The 17,347-nt window shown below is 42.6% G+C and carries 19 protein-coding genes; 8 read left to right on the top strand and 11 right to left on the bottom strand.

What is annotated here, in order from left to right; all coding sequences use genetic code 11:
• Window positions 1-27: 27 nt before the first annotated feature.
• The gene (locus tag ACW9JV_RS01715) at window positions 28-1,638 is read right to left on the bottom strand and encodes an FAD-binding protein (protein ID WP_457330734.1); all 1,611 of its coding nucleotides are present in this window, start codon (window positions 1,636-1,638) and stop codon (window positions 28-30) included.
• 325 nt (window positions 1,639-1,963) lie between these two features.
• On the opposite strand from ACW9JV_RS01715, the gene ACW9JV_RS01710 reads away from it, so the two are divergent.
• The 5 genes from ACW9JV_RS01710 (at window position 1,964) to ACW9JV_RS01690 (ending at window position 6,570) form a co-directional block, all read left to right on the top strand.
• A complete protein-coding gene (locus tag ACW9JV_RS01710; protein ID WP_457330732.1) occupies window positions 1,964-3,178 on the top strand; it encodes an FAD-dependent monooxygenase in 1,215 nt (404 codons plus the stop codon).
• Window positions 3,159-4,103, top strand: coding sequence for a fumarylacetoacetate hydrolase family protein (locus ACW9JV_RS01705; RefSeq protein WP_457330730.1), 945 nt, complete (start codon window positions 3,159-3,161; stop codon window positions 4,101-4,103). The genes ACW9JV_RS01710 and ACW9JV_RS01705 overlap by 20 nt, the downstream gene beginning before the upstream one ends.
• The gene (locus ACW9JV_RS01700) at window positions 4,100-4,603 is read left to right on the top strand and encodes a DinB family protein (protein WP_457330728.1); all 504 of its coding nucleotides are present in this window, start codon (window positions 4,100-4,102) and stop codon (window positions 4,601-4,603) included. The genes ACW9JV_RS01705 and ACW9JV_RS01700 overlap by 4 nt, the downstream gene beginning before the upstream one ends.
• A 12-nt stretch (window positions 4,604-4,615) precedes the next feature.
• Window positions 4,616-5,716: a cupin domain-containing protein gene (locus ACW9JV_RS01695; protein ID WP_457330726.1), complete on the top strand. Its 1,101-nt coding sequence runs from the start codon at window positions 4,616-4,618 to the stop codon at window positions 5,714-5,716.
• Between the two features lie 104 nt (window positions 5,717-5,820).
• A complete protein-coding gene (locus tag ACW9JV_RS01690) occupies window positions 5,821-6,570 on the top strand; it encodes an IclR family transcriptional regulator (protein WP_457330724.1) in 750 nt (249 codons plus the stop codon).
• A gap of 754 nt (window positions 6,571-7,324) precedes the next feature.
• Here the strand turns inward: ACW9JV_RS01690 and ACW9JV_RS01685 are convergent.
• From ACW9JV_RS01685 to ACW9JV_RS01640, 10 genes are all read right to left on the bottom strand, one after another.
• A complete protein-coding gene (locus ACW9JV_RS01685; protein ID WP_457330722.1) occupies window positions 7,325-7,477 on the bottom strand; it encodes a putative holin-like toxin in 153 nt (50 codons plus the stop codon).
• Window positions 7,478-7,803: 326 nt separating this feature from the next.
• Window positions 7,804-8,220 (bottom strand): hypothetical protein, encoded by a 417-nt coding sequence (locus ACW9JV_RS01680; protein WP_457330720.1) that lies wholly within the window; start codon window positions 8,218-8,220, stop codon window positions 7,804-7,806.
• Between the two features lie 542 nt (window positions 8,221-8,762).
• On the bottom strand, window positions 8,763-9,599 hold the full coding sequence (locus ACW9JV_RS01675; protein WP_457330718.1) for a GNAT family N-acetyltransferase: 837 nt from the start codon (window positions 9,597-9,599) through the stop codon (window positions 8,763-8,765).
• Window positions 9,600-9,647: 48 nt separating this feature from the next.
• Window positions 9,648-9,947, bottom strand: coding sequence for a hypothetical protein (locus tag ACW9JV_RS01670; RefSeq protein ID WP_457330716.1), 300 nt, complete (start codon window positions 9,945-9,947; stop codon window positions 9,648-9,650).
• Window positions 9,948-10,578: 631 nt separating this feature from the next.
• Complete coding sequence (locus tag ACW9JV_RS01665) at window positions 10,579-11,049, bottom strand: hypothetical protein (RefSeq protein WP_457330714.1); 471 nt, start codon at window positions 11,047-11,049, stop codon at window positions 10,579-10,581.
• Between the two features lie 578 nt (window positions 11,050-11,627).
• The gene (locus tag ACW9JV_RS01660; RefSeq protein ID WP_457330712.1) at window positions 11,628-12,095 is read right to left on the bottom strand and encodes a hypothetical protein; all 468 of its coding nucleotides are present in this window, start codon (window positions 12,093-12,095) and stop codon (window positions 11,628-11,630) included.
• A gap of 630 nt (window positions 12,096-12,725) precedes the next feature.
• Complete coding sequence (locus ACW9JV_RS01655) at window positions 12,726-12,938, bottom strand: hypothetical protein (protein ID WP_457330710.1); 213 nt, start codon at window positions 12,936-12,938, stop codon at window positions 12,726-12,728.
• Window positions 12,939-13,222: 284 nt separating this feature from the next.
• Entirely contained in the window at window positions 13,223-13,504 is a 282-nt protein-coding gene (locus tag ACW9JV_RS01650; RefSeq protein WP_457330708.1) for an NHLP leader peptide family RiPP precursor, read from the bottom strand.
• 28 nt (window positions 13,505-13,532) lie between these two features.
• Window positions 13,533-15,185, bottom strand: coding sequence for a polyprenyl synthetase family protein (locus tag ACW9JV_RS01645; RefSeq protein ID WP_457330706.1), 1,653 nt, complete (start codon window positions 15,183-15,185; stop codon window positions 13,533-13,535).
• A gap of 68 nt (window positions 15,186-15,253) precedes the next feature.
• Window positions 15,254-15,535, bottom strand: coding sequence for an NHLP leader peptide family RiPP precursor (locus tag ACW9JV_RS01640; RefSeq protein ID WP_457330704.1), 282 nt, complete (start codon window positions 15,533-15,535; stop codon window positions 15,254-15,256).
• Between the two features lie 548 nt (window positions 15,536-16,083).
• On the opposite strand from ACW9JV_RS01640, the gene ACW9JV_RS01635 reads away from it, so the two are divergent.
• The 3 genes from ACW9JV_RS01635 (at window position 16,084) to ACW9JV_RS01625 (ending at window position 17,189) form a co-directional block, all read left to right on the top strand.
• On the top strand, window positions 16,084-16,365 hold the full coding sequence (locus ACW9JV_RS01635; protein ID WP_457330702.1) for a Nif11-like leader peptide family RiPP precursor: 282 nt from the start codon (window positions 16,084-16,086) through the stop codon (window positions 16,363-16,365).
• Between the two features lie 112 nt (window positions 16,366-16,477).
• Entirely contained in the window at window positions 16,478-16,831 is a 354-nt protein-coding gene (locus tag ACW9JV_RS01630) for a Nif11-like leader peptide family RiPP precursor (protein WP_457330700.1), read from the top strand.
• Window positions 16,832-16,931: 100 nt separating this feature from the next.
• Window positions 16,932-17,189 carry a hypothetical protein gene (locus tag ACW9JV_RS01625; RefSeq protein ID WP_457330698.1) on the top strand — a complete coding sequence of 86 codons (258 nt, stop codon included), beginning with the start codon at window positions 16,932-16,934 and terminating at the stop codon, window positions 17,187-17,189.
• Window positions 17,190-17,347: the final 158 nt, after the last annotated feature.

The following is a 17,347-nucleotide window of genomic DNA, read 5'->3' as shown; positions in this document are numbered from 1 at the left end:
GTACTCTATCTCTAATACATCACTGAATTATATTTCTACCTGGAAGTCTAAATTAGAAATATCCTGTTTCAGACTTACATAAGAAGGTTTTCCTTCTTGTTTTTTAAAGGGATAATCATTTCGAATAAAGCTTCCTCTTGTTTCTTTCCTGTTTAAAGAAACCTGGATAAAGGCTGCGGCAAGTAAGCACAAATTCTTAGACTCGCTTACGGGTACTCTATGCTCGAGAGGTATGGAGTAAATATCAATAGAATTCACATATTTATATAAATCATTTATCTTCTCCAAAGCTTGAAGTAGTCGTTTTTCATCTTTCGTAATTAATATTTGATCCATCATACAGCGTGCACGTTGTTTAATTTCGGGTAGTACATTAGAGTCGAAAGAGATTATGTCATTTGGCTTTTCAGTCTCTTCTTTCCATTTTGCAGAATTGTTTTTTTGATATTTTGCTGCTGCTTTTCCTGCTCTGGAACCAAAAACAAGACCGTCCATAACTCCAGTTCCCATTAATCGTTCCGCTCCTTGAAAACCACCAGCTACTTCTCCAGCAGCAAATAACCATGGTATAGTCGTTCTTCCTTCATTATCAATCTGTACTCCCCCCAACATTTGATGACAGCCGATAGTCATTTCCGCATTTTCTTTTAATAAATCCAGTCCTCTGCTTTTTAATTTTTCATAGCTTTTTGGCATTTTTTTATAAATTTCTTCTTCTAAATGTTTTCCGTTCCAATATACTCCTTTATTTTCAGTGACTTTTCCCGCTAATATCTGTTCTTGTATCCACTGACAAGCTTGAGATATGAGTTTTCCTTGTAATTCAGCTGGTTTTAAATCCTTAGAATGATTTGAAAAATCAGGTTCAAATTTTTCTCCTTCTGAATTAAACAAGTAGCCCTTTGTAAATATAGAACTAACTATATAAAACCCATTAATTGGATGAACGAGCAGTGGTAAGAAATGCAAGAATTCAAGATTTGTAATTTTTGCTCCCATACTAAGTGCAAATCCAACACCATCCCCAGTTGAGCCGCTAGGATTAGTGCTTACAGAAAATAACTGACCAGTCCCCCCGGTAGCTAAGATAAGACTGGTGAAACCTATATTTAATTCAGTTGAAGTTCCTTTGCTCCGAAGCAATACATGTCCTAATTTATGACTATCTGTGGATTCAACATCATATAAGATGGCGTTTTCAATAATATTAACGCCATTTTTAATTGCTTCATTTTTCAATATGTTTAATAAATTTTCTCCAAAATGACCTATACCTTTTTTTAGGCGTGGAGCTCGGTGACTTGGATACGTTTGTGAATCGTTTTCCATTGGCACTCCAAGTGATTGAAGATATTGATATTCTTCTCTGGAGCTTTCAACAAACGTATTAACCAGCTCTTTATTATTTATTTCTTGCCCAAAGTTCAACAGATCCGAAATGAATAATTGATGATCATTTTTAGTTTCACTCACTGCTAGCACAGTGAGCTCAATTAGGTGATCAAGGTAAGCGGTTTCACTACCGACACCAATCTTTCCTTTTGTGATAAGTGTTACATTAGATTGTTCTTCGCTAGCTTTAATAGCAGATCTTAACCCACTAACTCCTCCACCTACTACTAAAACATCTATATTCATAGAAACAACCACCTCTTTTTGTTCATCTAATGAACATTAAATTCTATTAATGAACTTTATTGTGTGTAATCTTAATGAATAAACTTCAGTGGGTCAAGTTATTTTTAAGTTAAAAAGGTTTTGCATAGAAAAACAACAAATACTATTTTACAGACTTTTTCTAATAAATATATTTTATCTAAAGGGCAAAAACAATGACATAATTAATACTCCACATAAATCACTATTTAATAAAATGTTCACCATATATTGACTATTTATTGAAAGCGTTATAATATATTATGTATAAAAAGTTCCCTATATATATAAAGGAGGTTAACTTATAATGCAACAGGAAAAAGAACTTGTCATTGTTGGAGGAGGAATAGGCGGCCTGGCAACTGCTCTTGGTGCGGCGGAATCAGAAAGAACAGTTCAGGTATTGGAGCAGGCCTCGGAATTTGGAGAAATAGGTGCCGGGATTCAACTGGCACCTAATGCTATGGCAGTGCTTGATCGTTTTAAACTGCTCGATGAAATTGATAAGTACGCCGTTTATCCAAATCGACTGGTGGTGCGGGATGCGGTGACCGGAGAGGAGTTATCCGTACTGGATCTGGGAGAATCGTTTGTCCAACAGTACAACTATCCTTATATAGTTATGCACCGATCTGATCTGCACAAAGTGTTACTGGACGCATGTCGGGCAAATAACAACATTGAATTAACGACGAACGCACAAGTGCAGGAGATTGACATTTCAAAAGAACATGTGAAGGTAGTAGACCAGAATGATCATACCATCCTGTCGAATTACGTTATTGGGGCCGACGGGCTTTGGTCTACCACGAGACAATATGTTGAAGACGATGAAGCGGTGTGCGCGGAATATGTGGCGTACCGGGGAACGATTCCAGTAGCTGAAGTTGAAAATGAGGCCAATCTGGAAGACGTCATCATGTGGATCGGTCCGAATGTTCATTTAGTACAGTATCCAATAAGACGGAAGGAATTGTACAATCAGGTAGCTGTCTTCAAGAGTGACCACTACACCCCGCATTCTGACAACTGGGGAACAGCGGATGAACTCGAGGAACGGTTCGGATATTGCTGTGCAAAAGTAAAAAGGGGTATTGAGTTTATTAATAAAGAAAGACGCTGGCCAATGTTTGACCGTCTTCCAATTACTAATTGGCAGAACGGGCGATTGATGCTTCTCGGAGATGCTGCTCACCCGATGTTGCAATATATCGCGCAGGGTGCCTGCCAGGCCCTGGAAGATGCCCACTATTTTGCGGATATGCTTGCCGACCCCGAAAACACGACGATGGAAGAAGTGTTTGACGCTGTTCAGAAGGAGCGGCAGCCGCGTACCGCCAAAGTACAAGAGATTGCAAGATCATGGGGCGTGATTATACATGCGGAGGACGTCACCACACGAAACTTAAGAGATTACATCTTTAAGAATCGAAAAGCTGAAGACACAACGTATACAGACTGGTTATACAATTATTTTGTGAAAGAAAGCCGGGAGGGTCAGGATGAAACTAGTAACGTTTAAGGCACATGGAGAAACCAAAGCAGGGGTGATCGAAGAGTCCGTAGTGATTGATGTTCACAAGAGCTATAGGCAGCACCTGTTGGAAAAAGGAACCGTCAGAGCATTGGAACGGGCGCAGGCCTTGGCGCCAAATGACGTCAAAGGGATTCTGGAAGGTGGGGAAGATTCACATGAATGCCTTCGGGAAGCAGTTTCCTTTGCCAAAAAAAATCCTCATTCCGGAGGAGAACAATTAATCTATGAAAGATCTGAAGTATCACTTCAGGCTCCGCTGAGTAATCCACAGAAAATACTCTGTGTAGGCCTGAATTACCAGGATCACATTTTAGAAATGGGGCGGGATATGCCGGAATATCCTGTAACATTTGCTAAGTTTGCCAACACTATTATCGGACCGGAAGATAATATTCCGAAATATTCATTTTCAGAGAAATTGGACTATGAGGCGGAATTTGCGATTGTTATTGGAAAACAAGCGAAAAATGTAAGAGAAGCAGAAGCTCTGCAGTACGCAGGTGGGTACACGATTGCCAATGATATAACGTACCGGGATCTGCAGAAGAGAACCTTGCAGTGGCTGCAGGGCAAATCGGTGGACGGAACCGCACCCCTCGGTCCATGGATCGTAACACCGGATGAACTGAAAGATCCTGACAATCTTGAGATTTCCTTGACGGTCAATGGGGAAGAACGGCAGCATTCCAACACAGAGAATCTTGTCTTCGATGCGGCCAAACTGATTGCTTTTTATTCTGAATTATTGACGCTCGAACCCGGGGATATCATTTTATCCGGTACACCAGGAGGCGTAGGTGCCGCCGGAGATCCACAGACGTTTCTGCAGGAAGGCGATACCGTGGAGATCAGGGTTGATGGCATAGGATTACTTAAGAATACGGTACAAAACGCAGGAAAAGGACAGTGATAGTCTTGGCCTCGATAGAAGAATACAATAAAGACATTGCGGGGAAACTCCAGTATTTTATAAACATCGGAAAAGACGTGGAGGAGAAGACCGCGAGCTGGCGGCCTAGTGAAAACGAGTGGTCCGTCCAGGAAGTACTAGCCCACGTCGAAGAATTTCCTTTGTTTTTTACCGATGAACTAATCGGGATGGTAAAATACGGTCAGAAAGAGTGGGGTCGGGGGCTGGATCATTTCGGACGCTTGGCTGCGGTAGATAAGGCTAACACTCGTTCTCTACCGGAGATCGTAGAAGGTATACGACAGACACAGCATATCACAGCAGAACGTCTCCAATCGCTGAAGAATGAAGATCTGCAGAAGGTGGTTTCACACCGCAATCCAAAGTTTGGCGAGAAACCTATGGAATTTCTAGTGACCCACTTTTTAATCGAACATCTGGACACTCATCAGAATCAAGTGCAGCGGGTCCTGCGCCAATATGAACAAAATCATGCATAAAGGCGGGATATCATGGCAGGAGCTAATCCTTTTTTTGAAAGCGAGGAAGTAAAAGCATTCAATAATAAGATCCAGAAGGATGATCTGGGGCCTCTCTGGAACGCGATTCCGGAACTTGTGTCTCCAGAACCAAAACGAATAACGGAACCGTATTTGTGGAAATGGAAAACCGTCAAGGATCATTTGATGGAAGCGGCAGAAATTTTCACACCAGATCGCGGCGGCGAACGGCGGGCGATCTATTTTCAGAACCCGGGACTCAAAGATCGGGAACCGTGGGGGTGGGGCTCCACTACCCAGAATATGTACGCTGCGGTTCAGTTGATTCAGCCTGGTGAAACAGCACCATCCCACCGCCACACACAAAGTGCCCTTCGCTTTGTTATTTCCGGGACCGGTGCATTTTCAACGGTGCAGGGCGAAAAGATGTACATGGAGGAAGGCGATTTTGTAGTTACGCCGCAATGGCTGTGGCATGGCCATGGCCATGAAGGAAAAGAACCGATGATCTGGATGGATGTACTTGACATTCCGTTTATCTTCGCTACTGGTGGTTCCTTCTTCGAGGGTCATCCTGACGGTCTGGAAACCCCTTCTAGGCCAGATAACTATTCGGCGCAAAGGTATGAAGGCGGCCTCGTTCGACCGAAAGCGGATCGTACACCGTCCAAAGCTCCGGTAGGAACATACAAGTGGGAACATACAGAACGGGCCCTTGACGGTTTAAGCCGATTTGAAGAAGACCCGGCTGACGGGTATACCGTTGAATTTATCAACCCATCTAACGGGAAAACGGCCAATGCCAATATTGCGGCCTGGGTGCAGCGACTGCCGAAAGGATTTCACGGGCAGGCCCACCGTCATACTAACACGTCGATTCTCTATGTTCATGGAGGGTCCGGTTATACAGTTATTGAGGGGCAGAAATTTTCCTGGGAAACCGGTGATTTTCTGGCTATTCCAAGTTGGATGTGGCATGAACACGTAAATATAGGAGATACCAATGCTCATCTTTTTTCGGTTCATGATCTCCCCATTATGGAGACCTTCAACCTACAAAGAGAAGAAAAAGGTGCGGTCCAGGAGATTACGAATGAATTCGAACCGAAATAATACAGCCATCCCATGACATTTTGCGTCATGGGTTTTCTGTTTATCGCACTTTTACGCTGCAGCTATTATAATAGAAGAAAAAGAAGAGAAGGAAGGGATAGGGCATGGTGGAACAAACTTCAAAAAAAACGAATATGATTCAATCTCTTCAGGTCGGTACCTCGATTCTGCAGATACTCAGTGATTACAACCGTCCGATGAAATTCTCCGAAATCTTGGAAGCTTCGGGTATCACAAAAAGTAATCTCTATAAGTATGTAAACACCCTTCAGGAAGCTGGCCTGCTTTATAAAAACGAGCATACAAATAAATTTTATTTCGGCCCTGCATTGATCGAATTCGGTATGAAAGCTGTAAATACGGATAACATGATTGAGCAGATGACTCCGCTGCTGGAAGAGCTCCAGGAATATTACGGGGAAACAGTATTGCTAACCCGCTGGACGATGAAAGGACCGATGATCGTAAAAATTATTAACGGTGCTCATGTTTTGAACATTGGAGCGCAGATGGGCAGTGTACTACCTGTTTTTTCGGCTTCCGGAAAAGCGTATGCTGCTTTTTCAGATGGAGAAATAGGTCGATGGAAAGTGGAACAGTACAAAGATTTCACCACGGAAGAGAAAGAGCAGCTGGAAGAGGAACTCGAAACTGTGAAACAACAAACCTATTCGTTTGCCGAGGAAGCGCTGGCTCCGTCAACCGCTTCGCTGGCAGTACCGATTTTGGATTTCAACCATAACATTATTGCAACATTTACTGTTGTTGGTTTTTCAGAACGATTTAATCATGTACCGCTTGAAAGGATTCTTGAAAAGCGCCGGGCAGCATCAAAGCTGTATGGTGGTATCTGAGATGGAAAACGGGTGCCTGTAACATCGCGGTCCATAACAAGATTATTCGTGCTGCATATCCATCTCACCATAATACCGGTAGAATAAAACCGGCTGATATGGGGAAACACAGATTCTGTTAAGGGCTACTCGATTTCTGTATCCGATAAGAAAGAAACATGACTATTAAGCTTGGCGATCGTTTCTTCCATTTGTTCCGTGTACCGTCCTGTATCGGCGGCCTAAGAGGCCAACGGGACCTTCTTGTTTCCATTCCTTTCGGAGATCGTCAAAGGATTTCATTTTTCCTCCTGCCTCATCTTTCCTCCTGCCTCATCTCATAATAATAAGTTAGTGTTTCGAAATCTTTCTCTACCTTGAAGTGATTGTTCTGGCCAATATAGGAGTAAGCCAAACCGATTGCTTTCGGGGCTGCCTGTTCATCTATAGCCACGTATATTGTCCAAAAAGAAGTTAAAGATAAGAAAACGAAACCCGGCCCCACGAGAAAAGACTCGTTGGGCGGATAATAACTTTTTCGGGATCTCCAAGGCCTGAATGATTATCTGGATAAGCATCCTTTGATACACGTTTACGTTTGTGCTTCCTGTGGTATAATTGATGTAAACATGTATACTTTTTGGGAAGCAGCATAGAACTAAAAGGAACCGCAGGTGCTGGAACACCTACGGTCCTGCACAACAGCCGCTTTAAGAGCGGAGGGCTTTGGGTAAGTCCATTTAAAATAGACCGCACACCTTAGCCGAGGGGCGGTCTATTTCTTTTGCGACATGATCAACACGATTAATGTGCCAAACATCACCATTAACGATAATGTCTGATACATATCCATAGGCATCACCTCCCATCCGGGAGAATAGCCGACCGCCCATAGAAGCCTTCTGTTGTACAAGTTGTATTTTATCATAAACCCTCTCGTCTGCGGAGATTTTCTTTATATGCCCTACTAATAACAAAATCAGTTATGTAAATAAAGTATCTCGGAACGGATGCCCATTTTTCATATCATGTTCATTGTATCCATTACATGATCACGGATTTTCTCACGCTCAGCAAGAAACCATCACTGTTACTCATTCTGCCGCATCACAGAATGTCCCGGCAGTGATTTTTCTCTTTTTTCCCAGGTTGCATTTTAGGAGAAATAAAAGGAGAACTACTTTGTGTTTATTATTATAAATTTTTGCTAGATTTAAAAAAAAGAGCCCCATCTATAAAGATGAGGCTGTGACATTATTTAGATGTCAGCTCGATGAAGATTCCATATTCATAATTACCACTAATTGCACTACTGCTTATCCGAAGTACATTACCGGTGGCTTGGTCATCTTCAATGATGTAAGAATCCCCATTTGCTGTTACGGTGTAACCAAAATCTGATTGAAGAGCGTCCCCAAGATTCTGCCTGACTGTTTCTCGTGTGGACTCGTCAGACACTTCATAATCTCTTGTCAAATTTAACCCATCGATCACGCCATCTGTAAATGTAACAAAAATTTCAATGTCGGATTCCCTATAGGCTTTCAAATACCCTGCCCCTGACTCCATGGAATCAAAATCATCGGCGTCGAGCTGATCGATATTATCCGCATCATCTCCCGGGGTTAAATGATTGAGGACAAACTCCTGCGTCTCGGATATCGTTTCCACCGTTTCGCCATTCCCATCTTATACCTTCTTTAAGAACAGGCTTTCGATCGGGCCTTCACCATGCAGGCGGCTTTCACCGCACACAGCGATCCATCAGCAATTCTCTTTTTTTATTTCCCTATTTATACATCGATGATAAAGGACAGACGTTAAAATGAGGTAAAAAAAATAAATTTGTTTCCTTTTCCAAAAGAAATTATATCCATAATAAAAAAACTGCCTTCTTCACTTTTACAGTAAAAGTGACAGTACATGATATACTTATTAGATCATTCGGTGGTTAAAGAATTTCCATCTTTATCAACCAAATCACCGCCAGTGTAGATTACTGGTTCCGCATTATAACCGTATCCTGATATGGAATTTCCACTAATAGTAAAAGTATCATATAAACACGCATAATTTTTTAGAAGCAGTGTAAAATGAAAAAAGGCACCCTCCGTCTGCGAGGGTGTAACTGCTAATTGAGAGTTAATACGTTTGGAAGTTTCTATACGAAATTTCGACATAAACGAACAAATGTTGGACGGTGACAGGCACCTTTACAATTTCTTCACTGCGCGGTTCATCATGACTTTTTGTGTTACTTCTCCCAAAAATCCTCTGTCCACAATGGTTTCCAGTTTTTTATTTTTGTGTTCCACGTTTAATGTCAAAAACATAAGTCCCCTGTGCTGCATATCAGCAAGAACATATGAAAAGAACCAGTGGGAAATCGATAAATGCCGGTAGCTCGGTAATACAACATAACGGGCAATACTTGCTGTATGAGGATCCTGATTTTCCACGGATAACAGCCAGCCGATAACTTTGTTCTTCTTCAGTAACAGATAACTTGTCTGTTGGCACAGCGAGGAAAGGGGCGGACAGGGCTGCTGCCATTGTGCCGACAAGGAAGATACCTTTTCCACCAGTGTCCAAAAATTGCGAGATGTTAAATCACGGCAAGGCTGGATAAAAAGATCATCCACTTTTGACTCTATTAGGCGGTCTATGTTTTTCGTCTTGATCATAAACTGCGTCTGGCTTTTCCTAGTCGTCCATTCCATTCTGGAAGTCGTGCGCTCCATGAGGCCTTCATCCGGGTGAAAACTAATCAGATTCGCTGCCCCTCTCTTTCGCGAAAATTTCTCTACCACTTGGAGCATCGATTGCAACACTATTTCATCAGAATAAGAGGTAGATTCCACATGGACATAAAACAAAACCAGGTTTCTGTCTTTATGCTCGGCCGCCACGACACAAACCGGTTCGTGATGGGCGAATAAACCGTAAGCATGGATACGTTCCTCGCCAATCAGGCGGCGGATAGAATCAGGAAGAACAGAGACAAATGGAGATATCGTATGAGGTGTGATCTCTTGCCCTACTAATTTCATCATCATCCTCCAACAGAAAGAGACAAGGAATTTCCTTGTCTCTCCATTTTAAAATTTTGAATACGCTATGGTTGTTTCTGCAATGGTAGTATTTTGTAATTCATTCCCATGAAAAGTCAATTCAAAACCATCGCCACTATCCACATTGTCGGGAACCACAATATCAAATGTGAGCGTCCCATCTCCTTCGGTAGTACTTATCAAGTTATTGGTAGCATCACCGTCAATGAACTTATCATCGATTTGATATTTTTCATCAATTGAAGCTTCATCCGTGACAGAAATATCATACTTTATTTCCAGCCCCGAAACTAAATTACCCTGTAAATCCTTTGCCGTTACTGTCACTTCACTGGTTTTCCCTTCAGCCAATTCCGGTTCAATATCAACATCAAGTGCAACAATGTCTTCGCTATTCTCGCTTTCATCTTTCTCTATCTTTCCGACTTATAACGAGCATTCACCATGCAGGCGGCTTTCACCGCACACGGCGATCCATCAGCGATCGCTTATCTCTATTTATTTCCCTGACTGTACCTTAACAGGCGGAGGTTAAAATGAGGTTAAATGATAAAAATCGTATAAAAATAAGGCATTATCAGGCGCTAACGTACATAAGCCACGAAATGTAAAAACGCATTAAGTTAATTCGTTTTTACTTCATTAAGAGTATTATGAATATTTTTAATAGCTTTAGCAGGAACGTCGCCTACAATTGTGTCCGAGGGCACATCTCTAGTAACAACAGCACCAGCAGCGACTATGCTTCTTTTCCCGATTGTAACCCAGGGAGAATTACAGAACGTGCCCCAATCCAGACAAAATCTTCGATTGTAATAGATTTCCCAAAAGCTGGGCGGCGATTATTCTCTCAGGCACCTAACTCAAAAAGCCCTGCCGAGAAGTATTCTCAGCAGGGTTTCCGATGGTGATCACTACGCGATATCAGTATCCCTTTTCCATAAATGGCAGGCCAAGACTAGTTGAGCGCAGATGCTTCTTGAATCCTCAGGCGCCAGGAGCCGTCCTGCTGCTTGAAGACCATCATTTCGATAGCCGCGCCGTTCACGTTAATTTCCAGGTGGACCAAGTCTCCGGCTTGAGGATCTCCATCATAGATTAACACCATGTCCTCATTCTGATTTTCTTCTATCGATTCGATCCGAAAGGGACCACTCTGGGAGGTGAGCTGAAAATCTTTAGCATAAATATACTCATCTTCCACACTTACAGTAATAGTGGAAGCCGTTTCGTCCTCGGTTATTTGATAATTTTCCTCTAAATGTAAGGAAGTTTCCTCCAACGGACTCCCATCACTTACACCTTCGAGGTTATACACGCCTTCCTCCGTTATGGTTTGATTCTTCGTCCAAGTGAGCTGTGAAGATTCGCCTCCGTTATCGTCATATTTTGTTACGTTCACTTTGTTATAATCTTCCACATCTTCCACGAAAACCGGTCCCCCCAATACCATTACGTCCTTGTCCTTTTCAATAGAGAACCTATTGATCCGCATTTCATTGTCGCTATTCCCGTCTTATACTGCTCCCGCAGCTTTCATTCCGGGCCTTCACCATGCAGGCGGCTTTCACCGCACACGGCGATCCGTCAGCGATTTTCTCTTTTTTATTTCCCTGACCGAACCATAACAAACAGAGGTTAAAATGAGATAAAAAAACAATAAAATATGCCAGTGCGAATTTCCTTTCCTGATAAAAATTCCTTTTTGTTCAGGATGCATAACATCTTCACCCAAAAAGATAAGGTGTTCCATTTACGAATTTGACTTATGGAAAAATGAAAGAAGCCTAGGCACACACTTAAAGGAATAACATTCATTCAATATAACGGGTGGTGACAGGCACCATCTTTGTATAGGATGATTCCAGTCATGAACGATGTAAGGGGAAGGTGGGGGGAGCCAATTCCAATGGTGGACAGTAGCGTGGAATAAAAAAATAACCACGGCGCATGACCGTGGTTATCTGCCGAATATGCCTCATTGTCTAGTATCTCCGTACCGACTGTTTATCCGGTTATCGACAGCATCTCGTTACTCCTCATCTTCATTTTCCAGCCCTCTTCAGTTTTTACTAAAAAGTATTCTATATTGACCTCTCCATCTTTTAATAGAATAGTTGCTTTATCGCCGACCACTGGTTCTTTTTCGAAGTGAAAAGTATTGGTAGTACCGGAGCCTTCAATCTTATTAACAAGAATGGTGCTTTCCTCTTCAATCATTTCGTAAGAAGGAGCAGTGGAGCTTTCCGATGAACCTTCCTGCTCAATAAAAAGATTGGTGAAGCTTACCTTTTGTTCTTCTTCGTTGATCTCAAAATCTTTACCTGGTTGAAAAAGGTGGTAAGCATGATCCGGTGAGCCATCTGGTTCATCTGCATGATAAATAACGTAACTGCCTCTTTGACTGCCTCTTTCCGTCTCCGATAATGGATTAACAGTTCCTTCTACCTGATCGAAAGGATTATACTCTATCACCCCGTTCTCTCCTTCATCATTGTGAATGGTAATAGAATCTCCGATAACCATGCCGAATACGCTTTCCGACAATGAAAATTCATTAAAATCGCTATTCCTGTCTTATACTACTTTATTAGCTTTCGAACAGGCCTTCACCATGCAGGCGGCTTTCACCGCACACGGCGATCCGCCAGCAATTCTCTCTATTTTATTTCCCTAACTGAACGATAACAAGGAGAGGTTAAAATGAAGTAAAACAGTTGAAATTTTCGGGGCTTTTAAGCCAACCCTTTTAATATAAGGTTATTTGTTGGTATCTATTTGCAAGGCCGGTGAGGTAAAGGACGACATTCGGCAGGTACACGAAATGGTTTGACTGGTAAGGCGCTCCTCCGGCCTCCGATGATTCGAGGAAAACGATAAAAGGTCGCAACGATACGGAGCCCGGCGATCTCTCTCAGGATCTGCCGATTTTTTCACGCCGTCACCTCTCAAAACAGTGGTATATATATGAAAAATTAAATACTTTCAACCGTATGGAAACTGGTGCCTTTGCTAGTGAACAAGGAGTTTTCCCCTTAATACAGGGTTCCCCTTTGTTTCATAGAAATGGAGCGGGTTGTTATATTTATCAAACGGAAACCAATCTTATGAACGCCCCCGGTAGCAGGCGCCGCAAAATTCCATACCTTGTACCGCTACTCGTGTCATACAATGCTTACATAACGTTAGATCTCCACCAGGACCTTCTATCCCTCCCGCTATCTCTTCTAATTCCATCTCCTCTAATTCACCTGAGTTATCATCAGAAAAATCTTTTTCTTTCGACTCGTTCCCTTGTTTGTGTTTTTTCTTTTTCATATATCCCTCACCTCTTCTGCCTCCAACATACTGTCTGTAAACTTTCTGTATATTGCCTATAACATTACTAAAAAGAATTAAAAAGTAATTAAAGTAGACTTAAAGTCCACTTAAAATTTAACAAAATGAGGGTTTCCATCGTCCTCCACTTCCCTTTAAAAGTAACCGTCAAATCATTTTATGTTAGGATGGTCCTGATAATCGGGCAACAACTGACAGCCTCGATCCATAACAAAGCTGACGATCAGAACCTATCGTCAGCCCAGAAAGCGCTCCTTTTATACTTACCATTGGCCGTTAACAGGAGGTTGAACAAACCCTCCGGCCACCTCTTCCAATTCGTCTTCATCCAACGTGCCCGTGGACAGTGGATCCGGAAGCACAAACGTAGCATCAGCCCCTTCGTTTTCCACAAAACGCACCATCATGCCTTCGGGGACATCCATTCCCGAAGCTTCTTTAATGGCTTTATTAGGATCGGTTAAACAAAGGCGGCGAAACGCTTCATCTGCTGCCGCCTTTTTATACACTTGCTGCAAAACTGCTTCTGTATTTTCTCCCTTCATATATGTCGCTCCCTTCATAAATCATGCTTCATTCATCACCAGTTTCGTCGCTTTTCATCATCAAGGGCTTCCCCGTCAATTGATGTTTAAAGTACGTCCGCGGCATATGCCGGGCAGTTACTTCGTGCAATGGCCGTAAATCTGTCTGAGCAATAGACAACAATTTGTGCACTTTATTGTTTAATGCCGTACCCGTTTCATGTTTTTCACAGCCGTTGTCACGAACCAGGTTCCATAGAGATCTGGTTCGTGCAATCAAGCTTTTCAGGTATGAGGGGTCAACCTGCTGCAACACGGTTTGCGCCAACTCATGCGCTTCTGCGCTGACAGCTTGACCTGAGACGTGTTTTTGTTCATGACGATGCAACACGCAGCGAAACCCTTCCGTTAACACAAAATAACGGGCGCTCTGATGGAGCCATGTTTCCAAACCTGCTTGATCCTCATGATGGTACTGCAATAATGCCGTTTCTATCACCATCTGAGGCTGTGTTCCCAGGTCCGGATAGTATAAACAATGCTGCCGGGGTTCATAGTGAAACACCGGATGCCGCCACGGTCGACAATGGCCGGGAAATGATACCAATGCTGAACAAAGTCGTTCGATTTCCTGCATCATTGCTGCAATACCGGAGCTGAAATCATCTTCCCCCGTGCATTCGTCTTGCGTAGGCCACAGCAGCTGTGAACCGCCGTATATTGCGGTGGTTCGATCGATAAAATTTAGCCAGTTTCGTTTTAAAGCGGTGGGACCGTTCGTTTTCCTTAACGCATCGTGAATGTTCGTTTGCAGCATTTCCAATTGCTGTACCACCCGCTCAATCACGCCGGTTTGATAAAAAAGATGCCGGATTTCCCCTAACGACTCAGGCAATGCTTTGTTTAAACGCTTAAAGGTATCGAGCTGTTGTGCGGAGGCATGCTCGTAAAAGACAACGGTGGGGTAGGCTGCCTTATTCGTTTGCACATCAAGGCTGGTATGCTTGCCGAACACATCGTTCAAATCATTAATCAATTGCAGATGCTGCGTGGTCCATTCCGCAACTTGTTGGTATTTTTCATAATCTTTTGCGCTGCACTCGTTGTGTATGGCCGCCAATTCCACGAGCAGCTGCATATTGGAAGATTTCTCTTTATTTATCTCCAATACATCAGTGGCAGCGACCGAATCAGGCGGCATGGTCAAGTCGTTATGCTGGCCTTTGACAGCGAGCAGTGATAAACGGTTCAGCAGACGAAAGTAGTGCATCGCTTTTTGCGGCGATGTTTCTTTTTCCATCGCTTCACGTAAAAACTCAAGACTTAGCAGTAAATACGTGAGCCCAGTATTGATAACAACCGGGGCATCCGCTTGATTATATCCGCCTTGCTGCAAATCCCCATCCTGCACATCGTCGATTAAATCAGCTGAAGCAAAATAACAGAAATAAAAAGCTCCGAGATCCACCAGTTGATCATTCATGTGCCCGTTACGGTGATGGGCAGCCAGCTGATAAAACAAAATAAAAATATCATGGTGGATGATGCCTGCGTGCGGATGGTCATCTTGATAGTAATAATCAGTCAGCCATCTCTGTTGATCTGCGGAAAACTTATGCCCTTTGATTTTCGTATCGAGACGATCAAAAAGCTGTTCCATAAACAAACGGAAAGAGTATGTTTGTGTTGTCGGTGCTGACATGGCCTCCCCCTTTTATTCCGTGACGTCCACCATGTGATTGCATGATTTACCAAACCATTTTCCCCAGTTTACCAATATCCTTTCTCTGGTTTACCAATATGCCCACCGGCAACCTTTTCCAATTCATCTTCTTCCAACTGACCCGTGAACGGTGGGTCCGGGAGCACAAACGTAGCATCGGCCCCTTCGTTCTCCACAAAACGCACGGACATGCCTTCGGGTATATCCATTCCCGACGCATCTTTGATAGCTTTATGCGGATCGGTTAAACAAAGGTGGCGAAACGTTTCATCTGCTGCCGCCTTTTCATTTACTTGTTTCAAAGCTGCTTCTGTTTTTTCTCCATTCATACCTGTCCCTCCCTTCATAAAATCGCATGATTACACAGTTTTCTGATCGCAGGTTATATAGTAACAAGCTTTTTTAAATAGTAGTTAAAGTACAGTTAAAATGAAGTTAAAGTTTTCATTGTTCGATAGTGGCACGTAAAGCCCCGGGGTTTTATATACTTTTTAACTTCACTTTAACCAGACTTTAAAATAACAGGCTATGATTTATATAGATTGAAAGTATAGGAGTGTTTTTATGAGCCGGCACCACGTAGAGGAATTGTAAATGTATTAAAAGAAGAGAAGGCTTTAGCCGAACAGCTCCAGGAAAGAATCACTCATAACAACAGGCAGGCGAAGGAGAGGATGCCAAAGTATCGTTTGCTTCATCTGAACATGGCTTTGACGAATGTGAATTTAGTCAAACGAAATTTACTTAATCGTACGTTCAATCAATTATCATCGTTTTTGAATATACCCCTAGATATTCCTCTATGACCATTGTTTGAATATAGCCTTGAAGTTAGCCTTTGGGACAATAATAAGAATGTAAAAAGGAAGGGATATTTATGAGCCGTGACCACGTACAGGATTTTGTAAACACATTAAAAGAAAACAAAACGTTAGCCGGACAGCTGCAGGAGAAAATCAACTACAACCGCAAGCAGGCGCAAGTTGATACCATCCTTCAGTTTGCAGGGGAACTGAACTTTTCTTTCAGCCAAGACGATTGGAGAACATTCCAACAAGAATTGTCTCAATCCGGGGAACTAAGGGAAGAACAGTTGGACTCCGTAGCAGGAGGAGGTGCTAAATCCTCGCATCTATGTCCTGATTTTGATTTTGTTTAAGAAAGTTAGTTTAGAACCGTATGGGAGTTGGTCCATTCCTGCGGATGCCTTCCCAGCGAGGGTGTTCGAAGGGCGTGAACAATAATTTGAATAGGAAAAGGAAGGGTTATTTATGAGCCGTGACCGCGTAGAAGAATTTGTAAATAAATTAAAAGAAGACAAAACGTTAGCCGGGCGGCTGCAGGAGAGAATCAGCCATAACAGCAAGCAGGCGCAAGTTGACACCATCCTTCAGTTCGCCGGGGAACTGAACTTTTCTTTCACTAAAGAGGATTGGAAAACCTTTCAGCAGGAAAATATACAGGAAATGAACCAATCCGGAGAATTAAATGAAGAACAGATGGAGGCCGTTGCAGGAGGAAGGGATACAACATATGGTAAACCTGGAGTTTTTGAAGAATGTAAAAAGCATCCGGCATCGTATTATACTGATCATGATAACACTGAATTTTACCAATGCAATTAAAATCAAGTAAAGAAAGTGTTCTTACAGGGGATTACTCCTACCTCTTTCATTTATTGAACCATTCCTCCGGAGGCCTTCATTTTGAGAAAGTTCGGCGCGCTTGAACAATAATCTGTTCGCTGAGGAATTGAACTTTCCTTTCAGCAAAGATGATTGGGAAACGTTTCAGCAGGAAACCTTACAGGAAATGACCCAGTCCAGTGAACTCAGGGAAAACCAGGTAGAAGCGGTAGCCGGAGGACACGGAGGACATAGCGTCAGTCAATCATACAGCACTTCCGATACTGACTTTGTTGAATGTGGCGATAAGAATATTTCATATGGTGCAAATGGTATTGACTTTGTTCCTTGCGGCTGAGAAAACAAGACCCTTTTCACTAGAAGCTGATGACGGGGCGCCTCCCGCTTACTTTAATACTGCTTTTTTTATAATATATAAAAAAGCAAAATAAGGAGTCTGGGACAAAAGGGCATCATCTTGGTGAATAACCGAATGTTCCACTTTCCAGAATAAGA

This window comes from Salibacterium sp. K-3, from assembly GCF_054052005.1.
The sequence above is the reverse complement of the archived record's forward strand: the minus strand, read 5'-3'. Positions and strand labels throughout refer to the sequence as shown.